Raw genomic sequence first — 14,312 nt, 5'->3', positions numbered from 1 at the left:
TTGCTGATGATGCTGTGTTATCCAGAAAATCGATTGCCGAAGTCTACAAAGGTGATATGAAGATTAAAAACCATAATGTGGCAGAAGTTAATTAACCGAAACTGCATTTTCATTAAAGGAATTTTGAGAAAACAGCTCTTTTTGGGCTGTTTTTTTTGTTATAAATCCTTGAAATAAATCGGGAATACTGTTGTGAAAATGTATCTGCATGAGGGATGGAAATGGCATCCTTTTCTTTTCCTTCTTTAGGAAAAGAAAAGATATAATGAACAGCCCGGCCCTTGGGGCATGCCATATTGAAAGAATATGCATGAAAATGGAATTGGAACTTTTCGTTTTCTTTCGTCTTTAGAAAAAGTATAAAATATTATGCAAAGTCTGATCCTTTGGTCTGCAAAAGAAAATAATATACAGAGTTTTTTTTGTTTACTTACGATTTTGAGGTTTCTAATTTTCGATGTAAATAATCCGAATAGTATCCTGATAGTATTAAGGTAATAACAGTGGTTATCCCAAAGAAAGGATTAATATTAATTAATGAATCTTCTGAATTGACAACTACAAATGATCCATAACCTAGATATCCATAGATTGATGATAAAAGAGCGAACATCGATGCCAGGATTGATACTCCTCTTATTCTAAAACGAAATGTAGCCCATAATAATATTAAAATGAAAAGATACTGATCGCTTGGGTGGTCAAAAGCAACTAATACGCATACCAATACTGTGGATAGTCCTAGCAAAACGGCTTCTAAAAGTGATGTTGCAATAATTTTTATATGATGACGATAAAACCACGATATTAAGAAAGGAGTTATAAGTATAGTGCCGATTAAATCGCCTTTCCACAGAGTTATCCAATTGTATACAAAGTGGTTTGGGGTACTTAATCCCCAAAATGAAATAGCAGACACACATAATACAGAGCATATGCCACAATATAAAACACTTATTCCTAAAAAGACTATAACTGAAAACCCTGTCTTTAGAGGATATTCGCCTTTGTTTACTAAATTAATTAAATAAGCGCTGATAGTCACTCCAATAGCTACTCCAGTAGCTACAGATGCTGAAGATAGAATAGTTTCCAGTACTGATTTATCAAGCATTTGACAAACATCCCAAAAGGAAAACATATTAGCGACAAATGATCCAATCCAAACTCCGCCTATAGCTTTGCGTCCAACAATTAATACAGCTGCAAGTGCAAATCCAACATCAGGAAAAATTGGAGAGAGATTGTCAGGCGAAACAGTTATTCTAAAGCTCAAGAACGCAAGCGCATTGAAGGTGAAAGCAACCAAAATAATTTTGAACAATGAAGATTTTAAAAAAAATGGAGTGTAATAATCGTTTGTATCTAATCTGTACATAATCAGCGTTTTTTATTATTGTTTTTTGGTAAAATATGCGAATTAATTTAACAAATTTAGTATTTAAATTTTAAATGGTTTTTTTTTTGAAATTTAATTTTGTGTCTGACCTTGTTTTTTTATCTATTAAGCAAACGAAATATAATTGGCTGGATTCTTAAAAATAACACAAAAAAAAGAGACTACCGTTTTGGATAGTCTCTTTTGAATTTTTCTCAATTATTTTTACATCGTAAAAGGGAATATTATTCCGTTTTGTGTGTAGGTAGCATCTTTGTCACAATCACCGTTTCCATAATCTATAGTACCGCTTAAAAGAGTGCTTTCTACTTTTATTTTTCCTTTTGAAACATAATCACATGAATAATTTTTGACTAATGTTTCTAAAATGGTTAAAGTAATCTGACCACCATTCTGCTTGCTAACAGTATGATTTCCATCAATCATTTCATATGTATTGTCTTGTAAAACCAGCGGAGTTGAAACTCCTGCAGTTTGTTTGACAGTATGTGTACCTGAGTTAAAATATACTTCACCTTTAGAATCAGTAAATATTCCATTGGTTACTGTTCTTGTCCATTGTGGAGTATTTGAACTTACAGTTGTATTTTTGTATTCAATTTTTCCTTCTACTTTGTTGCCGTTTACATAATAGTTTTCTCTTTCAATAAGCATAGTACTTCCCGTTTCAGTAATAATGTTTGAAAAAGTAATTTTTAATTTACCTTTTCTTGTAATACCATTTGTAGTGCAGCCATCTCCAAAATCCACAGTATATATTTTCGGGAAATTAGATCCTGATTCTGTAGTAATAACAGCACAAGTTGTAGTTTTTCCTATTTGCTTAGCTGTCAATTTTTCGAATGATATTTCAGTTCCCATTTTAACATCTAATTCATTAACTAGATCAATAGAAACAGAGGCTACAATTGGGCTATTATCTGTTGCTGCCAACGAATCTTCTTTAGTGCAGGAAACGAATGAAAATAATGTAATTACAAGAGCAGATAATAAGAATGAACGGTTTTTCATAAATTTAATTTTTGGTTAAGTTTTTATAAGGGTAGCCAAATTTATTATTTTATGTGAACTAATTATTGACAAGACTGTTAAATTTTTAACATATCATCTCTATTTGTATTTATTAAATTATAAATCTGACAAATTAAAGTAAGTAATCTTTTGTTGAAGTTTAAACTTATATTTTGGTTTAACAGTAAAGCAGATTATTTATAATTTTAAAATAGCAATGAAATGCGATTAATGTGTTTTGAAATAAGTAGAAACTTCTGGCAACTCAGCTAAATCAAGTTCTAATTCAGTTGCGCCATTATCTGCAAATGCTCCTACGGTAAAAGATCCGTAGCTGTAAAAATTGAGTTCTGCAGATTGTTTGTCAATTTTTACAAGTTTGAATGGAGGATTGCCAAAGGTATTATGCAAGGCAAATAATATGTATTCTCCATCTTTTAGTGGATTATTTTTTGGATCTGTAGATATTACTTGTAATTTAATCTGGTACAATCCTTTTGTTTCTTCGGTTACAGCCGCTTTTAATTCTCGCTCGTTGTTGACTGCTTTTGACTGCCATTGCCCTTTTTGAGGATCCTCATGATTAAGAACTAATCCTTTATGCAGTTTTATTTTGGCTTCATCTATCATTTTATCAATATCTGACTTTATGTTTTCTTTGCCTTTTTTAATTTCATCAGATGTAATTATTTTTTGGACAACCGTTTCAAAATTAGTATTTGACATTGAAGTTTCATTTACTTTAGTCATCAGCGATTTTGTCAATTGTTCTTTTTCTTGAACTAAGCTCTGAGTCTGGATAATCTTTTTATCTTTCTGCTGAATTTCCTCTTTTACTTCATTAATTTTTTCATTGGCCATTTCGAGTTCTTTGCGAATCAAATTATCATCGGCATATTTATATTTATTTGATAAAACAAGGCGCATGTAATTGTATCCAATGTATAATCCTAAAAAGCCAAAATAAATTACGATTCCAATACTGTATACATTTAGCAGCTGTCCATCATATTTGGACGATGCTTTTACATATTCTCCTAGTGAAATCAAGAAGCCGGGAATTTCTTTGAGATTTACTAAACCTAGGCCTACGATTATTTTGGTTAACCAATCTGAAATTTCTACTAAACTATTATTTAGAGAATAATCACTTTCTTTTTCATTGTTACGTTTAGGCATGCCAAAAAGAGTTCCCAGAAAAAAAGAACTGATAAAAGCGGCTATGCCAAGGATGATTCCAATAAAAAGAATCTTGCTTCCCATTTCGGGAATTGTGATGGGAAAACCAATTACTGGAACCATTCCTAAAAAAAGGCCCATGTATAATGTGATTAAGATGGAAGTTTCAGCTTCTTTTACTGTTTTTTTTTCTTTCTTTAATTCTGTTTCATTTTGACTTTTGTTGTTTGACATATCTGTTAGGTTTAGATTAGTATCGTCTCAAATCAGTAATAGAATTAGTTTGTGAACTTATTTTTAATAAAGAAAATTTGAATTTCCGAGAGTGAAACAGCAATGTAGCGTCTCTTCTCTCTTAAATAATAGAATTATTTTATTTTATTATTTCTTAAAATTAATCAAAAAATGAATATGAAATAGTGGTAAGTGTTTGTTTTTGAGTAATATATTTATTGGTTTTTATTGGCCGTTTTAAAATCACAGTGATCAAAAACAAAAAACCCTGCAAATACTAATTTGCAGGGTCATTGTCATTAACTCTAAGTATTATCCTCAGAATTATTTTATCAGTTCAAAACTTCTTTTTACGAAAGCAGTCAACGCTTCCCCTTTCAATAAATTCTGAGATAATTTAGCCAAGTCCAAAGCTTGTTTTACCAAGTTTTCCTGAGCCGATTTATCAGAATTGTTTAAGATGCTTGTAGCCAAATCGGAGTTAGTATTAACAACCAAATTGTACATTTCCGGCATATTACCCATTCCGAACATGCCGCCTCCGCCTGTTTGACTCATTTCTTTCATTCTGCGTATAAATTCTGGCTGCGTGATAATGAATGGAGCCGCTTCGCTGTCTAAAGCTTCAAGCTGTACAGTGTAAGTCTGTTTAGGAACGATAGTTTCAAGAACTGTTTTTAGACTTGCCTGCTCTTCATCTGATAATTTAGAAATTGAAGTTTCTTCTTTTTTGATTAAATTATCAATATGGTCAGAATCGACACGAACAAACTGCATACCGCTGTTGTCTCCTTCAATTTTTTGAATTAAGTGCGAGATGATTGGAGAGTCTAGTAATAAAACTTCGTATCCTTTGTCTTTTGCAATTTCGATATAAGAATGTTGCGCTTCCTTATTTCCAGCGTATAAAACAACAAGTTTTCCGTCTTTATCAGTTTGTTTCTCTTTGATTTTTTCTTTTAATTCTTCAAGGGTGAAATAAGTATTATCAACTGTTGGATATAATACAAATGCTCCAGCTTTTTCATAGAATTTATCCTCAGAAAGCATTCCGTATTCTAGAACGATTTTGATGTCATTCCATTTTTGTTCGAAATCAGCTCTGTTTTCATTGAATAAAGATTTCAATTTATCAGCCACTTTACGGGTGATGTAGTTTGAAATTTTCTTAACTGCACCATCAGCTTGTAATCCTGAACGAGAAACATTCAAAGGAATATCCGGAGAATCAACGACACCGCGAAGCATCATCAGGAATTCGGGAACAATTCCTTCTACATTATCTGTTACATATACTTGGTTTTGGTACAATTGGATTTTGTCTTTCTGAATCTGCATATCAGAACCCAATTTTGGGAAATACAAAATACCAGTTAAATTAAATGGGTAATCTACATTTAAATGAATATGAAACAATGGCTCTTCGAACTGCATTGGGTACATTTCGCGGTAGAAATTTTTATAGTCCTCATCCGATAAATCAGCTGGCTGTTTAGTCCAAGCTGGATTAGGATTGTTTACAATATTATCTACTTCGATAGTTTCGGCAGTAAAATCTTCTGGAGCATCTTCCGGTTTTGGAAGTGTTTCTTTTTTGGTCCCAAATTTAATTGGAATAGGCATGAACTTATTGTATTTACTCAATAAACCAGAGATTTTGAATTCTTCCAAGAACTCTAATGAATCTTCGGCAATGTGCAGAATAATTTCAGTACCTCTAGTCGTTTTGTCAGCTGGTTCCAATGTGAATTCTGGGCTTCCGTCGCAAGTCCAGTGTGCTGCTGGTTCGTCTTTGTATGATTTGGTGATGATTTCTACTTTTTCTGCAACCATAAAGGCAGAATAGAAACCTAGTCCAAAGTGACCAATGATTCCTGAATCTTTGGCAGAATCTTTGTATTTATCCAAGAATTCTTCAGCACCCGAAAAAGCAACCTGATTGATGTATTTTTCTACTTCATCAGCAGTCATCCCTAATCCTTGATCGATAATGTGGATTTTTTTGCCTTCCTTGTCAATTTTAACTTCAATAATTGGATTACCATATTCAACATTGGCTTCTCCAATACTGGTTAGATGTTTTAATTTTAAAGTTGCATCCGTTCCGTTAGAAATTAATTCACGCAGGAAAATCTCGTGATCACTGTATAAGAATTTCTTGATTAAGGGAAAGATGTTTTCAACCGAAACATTAATTTTACCTGTTGTCATATTTTTTTATATTATTAATGGTTTTACAATCGGGAAAGTAACTTTCAAATAGAATACCAAATACTATAAAAGTGACAAATTGTCGTAAGTGAAATGTTTAAATACTTTTTGCAGGCTGGTTAAAATGTCTTTTCACGCACCTCATTTCTCAAATCCGCTGCAATAGCTTTAGCAGCAGTCTTGTCGATTACTCTGCTGTTATTTTTGAAGATTTAAAGATCTCCACCCATTTTTCTTGAGATTTTGGTGTTATCTCTTTTTGGTAAGTTGACCATAAACTGCAATATAATTCATTTTTTCCTTGAATAACATACCAAATTTGAGATTCACTTGAGTATTCGATTTTGAGGATAAACCAAGGATGTTTAGCTTTTTCATCCTTCTCAATTACTGTTCTTTTTGCTGTCTGTGCATATTTTAGCGGTTGAAATAATTCTTCCATTTTCTTTTCTATGGGCACATACATAGAACCACGACAAATATATGTTGTTGCAATTTCGCTGCAATTAGCAATAGTTTCTTTGCCTTTTAATGATACTATCATTGTTGTTGTTTGTTCGGCATTATTTTGCTGGTCAACTATATGCCAGCCTTCTTCTTTTGGCCAGTTAATTGTAAATGTTTCCGTGTTTGAATTTGACTGGGCATTACTATTGTTACATAATAAAAATGCAAATAGAACAATAATTTTGAATTGACTTTTCATTGATTTTGAGTTAGAGTAAAATTTATTTTTCTTCCAATCGTATTTATTCGTATTAGTTTTTACGAGTTAGAGACAGCATATTTATTTTAGTTCATTATATTTTTCAAAAAACATCGTCAATTTTGCCTCATCAATTTCAAAATTATCTTTAATGACATTATTTTCACAAAGAGCAAATATTATTTCTTGACGGCCAATAATTTTTTCGTTAGAGAACTTTTTTCCAGAAGTAATAAAAGTAATTATACTTGAAAATTTTCCGTTTCCGTGTGAAGTTATACTTCCTTTGATTAATTCTTTTCCATCAAGATTTGAAATTAGAAAATCATTTCCGTTTCGGCTATAGTTATAAGCTGTTTTGTTGTTCAGGATAATTTTGTCAGCTTTCAATTCTATAGCAGTAATAATCTGATCTTCTTTTGATTCTTGAGCTGTTAAGTTCGCGAAGGATAAAATAAAAATTGAAAGTAATAATATTCTTTTCATAAGTTATATATTCTGTTTTTAAGTTATTTATTTCTTTATTAAATCGGGAATATTGTAGTTAATGTCTTTGGATTTGCTAAATCATCCAAATACAAAACCATCATTCCATTAAGCCAATTGCCCAAATCCGTTGTAGTAGCTGTGTCTTTATATTTTAATGAATCTTGCTGCAGTACAATTATCTGGATCTCCAAATTCAATAAAGATTGTAAGTTTTCCATTTTGAGAAAAAATTTTCCAGAAGCTAACAGTATTATTTGATTCAGATTCTAAGCTAAAAATCATTTTTGTTATTATTTCGTTAGCATCCGATTTCTGTGGGAATTTCCAAGTTCCGTTTGCTTTATCAATTATTCTTTCACCATGCAAGAAATCATTAAAAACCGCAGTTGGAATATTTGTTATCTCAATCTGTCCGTTTTTCTTTATTGATAGTTTACTGTTTGAATTCTTCAGTTCTGGAATTAATTTTTTTGTCCAATCATCAAGTTCATAGTTGCCAATTAATTCTTTTTTTGAAACTTTATTATCCAAATCAGTTAAGCCCGCTGTAGAGCTACAAGGAATTAATGTACAACTCGACATGAATATCACAGCGATAATTATTAATACTATTTTTAATTTCATACCGTTTTTTTTTTTGATATAGCTGACAATGTTCTCGCGCTACAAGCAGTTTGGGATTAAAGATGCCCATTCTTCGGGTTTGCCAAATCATTCAAATACAAAACCATCTTTCCATTAAACCCAATACCCAAATCCGTTGTAGTGGCTGTTAGCAGGCGTTGTTTTTTATTCGTTTGTTTTAAAACCTGCACCAAAAATTTTTTCAGTGTCTGTCACTTCATCTGAAAAATCTACTGTTATTTTTTCAGGGTCTAAATTTGAATAGTGTAAAATAAAATATTTTCCAATTTTGCTTTCGTAGTTTGGTGGACACTGTCCATAGTTTTCCTTATAAACTTTTCCATTTACATAATACTTGAAATAACTACTTGAAGTTTTTGGAAATTCTTTACAAGAAACAAACTGACAAACTGTTGTCATTCTGTTTTTATTAATTTCTTTTTTATATAGGTAACCTATGACAAATAAAGATATTAAACCTAAAATGAATATAAATAATAGGTATTTATATATTGTTTTTTTCATAATCTCATTTTCGGCTACAATGCCTGCTAACGTTCTGGTACTACAGCGGGTTTGTTACTAAATTAAGCCCATTCTTCGGATTTGCCAAATCATTCAAATACAAAACCATATTTAAATTAAGCCAATTGCCCAAATCCGTTGTAGTAGCTGTTATGCACCGTTTTTTTACAACGCTATTAAAGTCCAGTTTTCAGGAAATTTTTTTTCGACAACTGCTTGTCTGAATCCTTCTGGATTTATTTCGGATTTATCTTCAAAATAAACGACAGCATAGAAGAACTTATATTCAGGATCTCCGACATAGCTGTCAGCATCTGTTTTGATTTGATCAAGATAGTTTGAGATTCCTACGCCTTTTCTAATATACTTATATTCTACCGCAGAACTAATTTCGGGAATTAATATATCAGGATGATAAGTGGTGAATTTTTTTATAAATCTAGCTTTACCTAAACTTCTCATGGTTGGATAAACTATTTCTACAAACCATTTAATAGGTGTATATATGGAAGTTTCATTAGTTACTTTCGATTTTGTTTTTGCCAATATTGGATTGGTATTCTCTAAAATTTGTTTAAGCTTATTTACTTCAAGTTTTTCAAAATAGTCAATATTGAATTCTTGGAATGAACGTAAAAATTCTCTAAATTCATCGTGAATTATCATTGATGGCTCATCATCAGTATATAATGGTCCTCGACTTTTACATACTATTTTTTGATCATTTATTATTAGTTGAAATTTATCAATAAACATTTTATAATAAAGTGGAACATTTTTCAATTCAAGAAATAGGCAAATTTTATAAAACAGTGCTCGAGTTCCATAAAATAGCCAAGTTGTTTTATCTTCTCTTTCATAATTAAAATGTAATTGCCCATTTGTATCTTCATAATATTCTTCATCATTTCCAGGATAAACATAAACTTCCCAAAATGTTACTTCTAACTTGTGTAATTGGGTGGATATCTCTTTAGATAAAACTTGTATTTCTTCTTTTCTGTCTGTCAATGTAGTTCTGTTTTTTAAAATGGTGCATAACTATCTTATATACGAAACAAACATTCATATAAACACCCAAAACCGGATGGCTTAACGAAAATTCGTCTCACGTTATTCTTTTCTCAAATATAGAAAATAATAGTTACAAACCTACAAAACGTAATTTTTGTTCATTACAGCTGTTTTTACGCTCCGCCCAGTAAAATAGGGCAGTAGAAGAAAAAATAATGCCCTGATACGAGCTTCGGAATGCCTGATGCATGCTTCGGAACGCCTGAAATATACTTCTGAACGCCTGATACAATCTTCGGAATGCCTGATGCGGTCTTCTGAATGATAAATTTGGTCATCTGAAAAGTAATTTTGCACATCTGAATGCTACAATTTAGCTTCTTAGTGCTTTTCGCTTGGTTCTGAACGCTTTGGATTTATATAAAGTAGTACTTTTTTTATATTTAATGTAAAACATATTGATATTTTGATACATTTGTAAGTATTAACTTTTAAATATAAAATTATAATTATGAAAAAACCGTCAGTAGTTAGGTCGTACAATTTCTCAGATGCTACTTTGGTTTCGAAGGCCAAAGAAAAAATTGCTTTTATGCGTCGCGATGCTGCCTCTTTTACCCCGTTTGGGATTACGGCTGCCTTAGTAACCAGTTTGGAAACGGCTGTGAATGTGTTCTCCAATACCATTACCGATGTTGAGGCGGTAAGCGACCAAACGGGAGTTACCGTTGCGAAAGATGCTAAAGCCGATCAGCTAAAGGTTGCGATACGAGCAGTAATGTCACGTGCGGAGCGAAAGTATACGGTGGGATCTGCTAAATATAAAAAATTTGGCACTCAGGCACTCTCACAACAATCGGATTCTGAGCTGGTGACTATTTCCAAAAGAGTAGTGCGTGTAGGGACATTATTATTAGCTGAATTGGCACCAAATGGTTTAACAGCAGCCATGCTTACAGCTATTACTAAATTATGTAATGAGTTTGAAGTGCTGATGATCGACCTTCAGTTAAAAATTGCGGATCGAGATATAACGCAGGAAGACCGTGTAGAAGCGGGTAATATAATTTACAAAACGCTGATGAGCTACACCACAACAGGACTCAGCATCTGGGAAACCAGCGATGTGGCCAAGTACAATGATTATGTTATTTATAATACCGTGACCGGAGAGACTCCAGAGGTGGCCGCACCTCCCGTAGTTTAACAGCATTTAACGAAATGAGAGCACTGAGTAATTAGTGCTTTTTTTATTTTATAAGGTGATGCAGTACAGCAGCTTGTCTTTTAAACCTGCCTTTGGCTTGTTATAAAAATACCATATTGCTGGAGACCGCCGTAAGCAAATTATATAAATAAAAAAATAATTTTGAACGAATTTCATACGTATCTTTGTAATCAAATTAATCTTAAAATTAAAAAAATGAGAAAAATTCTTTTGATATGCACTATGGCCATTTTGGTTTTTGCATGTAAGTCTGGGTCTACAGCTCCCACTACTCCCGAGCCAGTATCTAATGCCCCTGCAACAAAATTAGATAAGACTTCGCAAGTAGGAATAAAAGGAGATTGGCAGGTTGTTAGCGTGAGCTATCCGGGATCTGAGTATATAAAAGTGAATTCTTTTAATATCGCCGATTCAAAATGTTTCGTGGGAAGTACTTGGCATTTTATTTCCAATAATAATAAAGGAAATGTGACGTTAAATAGTCCAAACTGTACTGCTTTTACTTCGGCAATTACTTGGTATATTAATAAAGAAGGGCAGTTTGTCTTGAAAATATTAGACGAAGGATTGAAATCCAAAAAAGTAAAAACAGGTTTTGTTCTTGCCGTAAGAAATCAATCAGAAACTTCATTTGAATTGGTTGATAAAATAAGCGTAGGTAACAATCCAACAGATGTTGTTTACCATTTCCAAAAAGTTAACTAATACATAAATACAAAAAAGATGAGAAAGATTGCAATTATAGGATTATGCGGATTATGCATGCTGAGCATGGTGTTTACAGGATGTGAGGCTACAAAAAACGCGAATAATACTCAAAAAGGTGCCGGAATTGGTGTTGTTGCCGGAGGAGTTATCGGAGCAATTATCGGAAACAATACTAAACTTGGAACTGCTGCCGGTGCTGCTATTGGTGCTGCTGTAGGAGGAGGAACTGGAGCCTTGATTGGGAACAGTATGGATAAACAAGCCCGTGAAATCGATCAGGCACTTCCTGGTGCAGATGTGGAAAGAGTAGGAGAAGGAATTCACTTGACTCTTAACGAAAATGCAGTTCGTTTTGATGTAAACAAAGCTACATTGACTGCTCAGGCCAAAGCTAACTTAGATAAACTAATCCCGGTATTTAATTCGTATGCCGATACTAATATCGAGATTTTTGGATATACAGATTCTACAGGAAAAGCAGATTATAATTTAACGCTTTCGCAAAAAAGAGCCGAATCTGTAAAAACATATCTGGTATCAAAAGGACTTGCAGCAAGCCGTTTTAAAACATCAGGTTATGGAATTGCCGACCCTATTGCATCTAATGATACTAAAGAAGGACAAAGCCAAAACCGTCGTGTAGAATTTGCAATTACTGCAAATGCTAAAATGATCGAAGATGCTAAAAAGAAACAATAGTCATTAAGTTACAATGTTAAAAAAACTGCTTTATTATAAAGCAGTTTTTTTTTGGATATAAATGAATTATAACCTTATTTTTTTTGGACAAAGAAACTATCTTTGTTATCCTAAATTTTAATAGTACAGAATGCTTCAAGTTCAAAATATTTCATTCGGCTATACCGAAAAAATCATTATTCAGAATGTTGACTTCACCGTTGCCAAAGGACAGAATATTGCACTTATTGGCGAAAGTGGCTGCGGGAAAAGCACCCTTTTAAAACTGATTTATGGCATGTACGACTTAAATCAAGGGCGTATTATATATGACGATACGGAGGTTCGAGGCCCTAAATACAATCTGATTCCCGGAATGCCATTTATGAAATATCTGGCACAGGATTTTGATCTAATGCCTTATGAAACCGTATCCGAAAATATTGGAAAGTTTCTTTCTAATGGTTTTCTGCCATTAAAAAAACTGCGCATACAGGAATTATTAGAAATGGTCGAAATGACAGAATTTGCTAATGTCAAAGCAAAGCTGTTGAGTGGCGGACAGCAGCAGCGTGTAGCTCTGGCCAGAGTCTTGGCTTTGGAACCAGAAGTGCTGTTACTCGATGAACCTTTCAGCCATATTGATAATTTTAGAAAAAATGCACTCCGCAGAAATCTTTTTGCTTATTTAAAGAAAAAAGAAATCACCTGTTTCATAGCGACTCACGACAGTACTGATGCTCTTTCTTTCTCTGATGAAACTATTGTTTTGTACCAAGGCCGAATTATGGAAAAAGGCCCTTCTGCTGATGTTTATAAATATCCGCTGAATAAATATGTTGCTTCCCTTTTTGGAGAAGTGAATGAATTGAAATTATCGCAGCTAATGCCGATTGAAGGAGAAGATGAGATTGTTTTATTATACCCGCATCAGCTGAAAGTCGATACGCAGGGTTCTATAAAAGCAGTAGTTAAAGAATCATTTTTTAAAGGAAGCCGTTTCTTGATAAAAGCGGTTTTCGACAGAAGAGTCATTTTCTTTGAGCATGAAACCGCGTTAGAATTTAATCAGGAAGTAATATTGAGGATTATTTAATCTATAGAAAATAGTTTTGGAATAAAACTGCTGATGTCGAAAAAAACACGATATTGTGAACGTCTTTTTTAAAAGATGTTTAAATTGCGAGTTCTATTTTTAATAAAATAACAAAGTATGTATCATTCAAAAATAACAGGATTAGGATATTATGTCCCAGATAATGTAGTGACCAATGATGATTTGTCCAAAATCATTGATACTAATGACGAATGGATTCAAGAGAGAACAGGGATTCAGGAAAGGAGACACATCATTCGAGGTGAAGATACTACTACTTCAATGGGAGTTAAGGCGGCCAAAATTGCGATAGAGCGTTCGGGTGTTGTTCCCGAAGATATAGATTTTGTCATATTTGCAACATTAAGCCCCGATTATTACTTTCCTGGACCAGGCGTTTTGGTACAGCGCGATTTAGGTTTAAGAACCGTTGGAGCACTGGATGTGAGAAATCAATGTTCGGGTTTTGTATATGCCATTTCAGTTGCTGACCAGTATATCAAGACAGGAATGTATAAAAATATACTAGTAATTGGTTCCGAAGTTCATTCTACAGGTTTGGATATGACAACACGGGGCAGAGGAGTTTCAGTTATTTTTGGAGATGGAGCAGGAGCGGCTGTTTTGAGCAGGGAAGAAGATCTGTCGAAAGGTATTTTGTCTACACATTTGCATTCAGAAGGAATTCATGCTGAAGAGTTAGCTTTGACTGCGCCGGGAATGGGCGCGCGATGGGTAACAGATATTATTGCCGATAATAATCCAGATGACGAAAGTTATTTTCCTTATATGAATGGACAATTTGTGTTTAAAAATGCAGTGGTTCGTTTTGCCGAAGTTATCAATGAAGGATTGGAAGCCAATAATCTGCAGGTTTCCGATATCGATATGCTGATTCCGCATCAGGCAAATTTGAGAATTTCGCAGTTTATACAAAAGAAATTCGGTCTGGAAGACAATCAGGTGTTCAATAATATTCAGAAATATGGAAACACAACTGCTGCGTCTATTCCGATTGCCTTGACGGAAGCTTGGGAACAAGGGAAGATAAAATCAGGGGATACTGTAGTTTTAGCTGCTTTCGGGAGTGGATTTACCTGGGCGAGCGCGATTATAAAATGGTAGTTTTTTGTCAGTAATCTGATGATTTTTAAATATAAAGAAACCCCAGAGTTGGCATTCTCTGGGGTTTCTTCTTTTGTAACCAATT

General features: G+C 33.3%; 14 protein-coding genes. 5 read left to right on the top strand and 9 right to left on the bottom strand.

Annotation, left to right across the window (positions count from 1 at the left end):
• Positions 1-430: 430 nt before the first annotated feature.
• The 9 genes from C8P67_RS20790 to C8P67_RS20750 all read right to left on the bottom strand — a co-directional run bounded on the left by C8P67_RS20790 (position 431) and on the right by C8P67_RS20750 (position 9,389).
• On the bottom strand, positions 431-1,378 hold the full coding sequence (locus tag C8P67_RS20790) for an MASE1 domain-containing protein (protein WP_115815123.1): 948 nt from the start codon (positions 1,376-1,378) through the stop codon (positions 431-433).
• 225 nt (positions 1,379-1,603) lie between these two features.
• Complete coding sequence (locus tag C8P67_RS20785) at positions 1,604-2,410, bottom strand: hypothetical protein (RefSeq protein WP_115815122.1); 807 nt, start codon at positions 2,408-2,410, stop codon at positions 1,604-1,606.
• Between the two features lie 228 nt (positions 2,411-2,638).
• Positions 2,639-3,823, bottom strand: coding sequence for a pYEATS domain-containing protein (locus tag C8P67_RS20780; protein WP_115815121.1), 1,185 nt, complete (start codon positions 3,821-3,823; stop codon positions 2,639-2,641).
• A 324-nt stretch (positions 3,824-4,147) separates the two neighbouring features.
• Entirely contained in the window at positions 4,148-6,034 is a 1,887-nt protein-coding gene (htpG, locus tag C8P67_RS20775; protein WP_115815120.1) for a molecular chaperone HtpG, read from the bottom strand.
• A gap of 187 nt (positions 6,035-6,221) precedes the next feature.
• A complete protein-coding gene (locus C8P67_RS20770; RefSeq protein ID WP_115815119.1) occupies positions 6,222-6,740 on the bottom strand; it encodes a hypothetical protein in 519 nt (172 codons plus the stop codon).
• A gap of 81 nt (positions 6,741-6,821) precedes the next feature.
• The gene (locus C8P67_RS20765) at positions 6,822-7,226 is read right to left on the bottom strand and encodes a hypothetical protein (protein WP_115815118.1); all 405 of its coding nucleotides are present in this window, start codon (positions 7,224-7,226) and stop codon (positions 6,822-6,824) included.
• A 147-nt stretch (positions 7,227-7,373) separates the two neighbouring features.
• Positions 7,374-7,853, bottom strand: a complete 480-nt coding sequence (locus C8P67_RS20760; protein WP_115815117.1) for a hypothetical protein — start codon at positions 7,851-7,853, stop codon at positions 7,374-7,376.
• A 165-nt stretch (positions 7,854-8,018) separates the two neighbouring features.
• Positions 8,019-8,378, bottom strand: a complete 360-nt coding sequence (locus C8P67_RS20755; protein WP_115815116.1) for a hypothetical protein — start codon at positions 8,376-8,378, stop codon at positions 8,019-8,021.
• A gap of 165 nt (positions 8,379-8,543) precedes the next feature.
• Positions 8,544-9,389, bottom strand: a complete 846-nt coding sequence (locus C8P67_RS20750; RefSeq protein ID WP_115815115.1) for a PD-(D/E)XK nuclease domain-containing protein — start codon at positions 9,387-9,389, stop codon at positions 8,544-8,546.
• A 514-nt stretch (positions 9,390-9,903) separates the two neighbouring features.
• Here C8P67_RS20750 and C8P67_RS20745 point away from each other — a divergent pair.
• The 5 genes from C8P67_RS20745 (at position 9,904) to C8P67_RS20725 (ending at position 14,227) form a co-directional block, all read left to right on the top strand.
• Positions 9,904-10,599 carry a hypothetical protein gene (locus C8P67_RS20745; protein ID WP_115815114.1) on the top strand — a complete coding sequence of 232 codons (696 nt, stop codon included), beginning with the start codon at positions 9,904-9,906 and terminating at the stop codon, positions 10,597-10,599.
• A 216-nt stretch (positions 10,600-10,815) separates the two neighbouring features.
• Positions 10,816-11,325 (top strand): lipocalin family protein, encoded by a 510-nt coding sequence (locus C8P67_RS20740; protein ID WP_115815113.1) that lies wholly within the window; start codon positions 10,816-10,818, stop codon positions 11,323-11,325.
• An 18-nt stretch (positions 11,326-11,343) separates the two neighbouring features.
• Positions 11,344-12,027 (top strand): OmpA family protein, encoded by a 684-nt coding sequence (locus tag C8P67_RS20735; protein WP_115815112.1) that lies wholly within the window; start codon positions 11,344-11,346, stop codon positions 12,025-12,027.
• Positions 12,028-12,157: 130 nt separating this feature from the next.
• The gene (locus tag C8P67_RS20730; RefSeq protein WP_115815111.1) at positions 12,158-13,102 is read left to right on the top strand and encodes an ABC transporter ATP-binding protein; all 945 of its coding nucleotides are present in this window, start codon (positions 12,158-12,160) and stop codon (positions 13,100-13,102) included.
• 117 nt (positions 13,103-13,219) lie between these two features.
• Entirely contained in the window at positions 13,220-14,227 is a 1,008-nt protein-coding gene (locus C8P67_RS20725) for a 3-oxoacyl-ACP synthase III family protein (RefSeq protein ID WP_115815110.1), read from the top strand.
• The last annotated feature ends 85 nt before the right edge of the window (positions 14,228-14,312 follow it).

Origin of the sequence: Flavobacterium aquicola (assembly GCF_003385115.1) — a bacterium.
Lineage (GTDB): Bacteria > Bacteroidota > Bacteroidia > Flavobacteriales > Flavobacteriaceae > Flavobacterium > Flavobacterium aquicola.
This window is presented reverse-complemented; position numbering and strand designations above follow the sequence as displayed.

Excerpts from the sequence above, each read along its gene's own strand:
- C8P67_RS20780 (WP_115815121.1), bottom strand. The coding sequence starts at position 3,823 with ATGTCAAACAACAAAAGTCAAAATGAAACAGAATTAAAGAAAGAAAAA.
- C8P67_RS20745 (WP_115815114.1), top strand. The coding sequence starts at position 9,904 with ATGAAAAAACCGTCAGTAGTTAGGTCGTACAATTTCTCAGATGCTACT.
- C8P67_RS20730 (WP_115815111.1), top strand. The coding sequence starts at position 12,158 with ATGCTTCAAGTTCAAAATATTTCATTCGGCTATACCGAAAAAATCATT.
- C8P67_RS20790 (WP_115815123.1), bottom strand. The coding sequence starts at position 1,378 with ATGTACAGATTAGATACAAACGATTATTACACTCCATTTTTTTTAAAA.
- C8P67_RS20735 (WP_115815112.1), top strand. The coding sequence starts at position 11,344 with ATGAGAAAGATTGCAATTATAGGATTATGCGGATTATGCATGCTGAGC.
- C8P67_RS20755 (WP_115815116.1), bottom strand. The coding sequence starts at position 8,378 with ATGAAAAAAACAATATATAAATACCTATTATTTATATTCATTTTAGGT.
- C8P67_RS20760 (WP_115815117.1), bottom strand. The coding sequence starts at position 7,853 with ATGAAATTAAAAATAGTATTAATAATTATCGCTGTGATATTCATGTCG.
- C8P67_RS20725 (WP_115815110.1), top strand. The coding sequence starts at position 13,220 with ATGTATCATTCAAAAATAACAGGATTAGGATATTATGTCCCAGATAAT.
- C8P67_RS20770 (WP_115815119.1), bottom strand. The coding sequence starts at position 6,740 with ATGAAAAGTCAATTCAAAATTATTGTTCTATTTGCATTTTTATTATGT.
- htpG (WP_115815120.1), bottom strand. The coding sequence starts at position 6,034 with ATGACAACAGGTAAAATTAATGTTTCGGTTGAAAACATCTTTCCCTTA.
- C8P67_RS20785 (WP_115815122.1), bottom strand. The coding sequence starts at position 2,410 with ATGAAAAACCGTTCATTCTTATTATCTGCTCTTGTAATTACATTATTT.
- C8P67_RS20765 (WP_115815118.1), bottom strand. The coding sequence starts at position 7,226 with ATGAAAAGAATATTATTACTTTCAATTTTTATTTTATCCTTCGCGAAC.
- C8P67_RS20740 (WP_115815113.1), top strand. The coding sequence starts at position 10,816 with ATGAGAAAAATTCTTTTGATATGCACTATGGCCATTTTGGTTTTTGCA.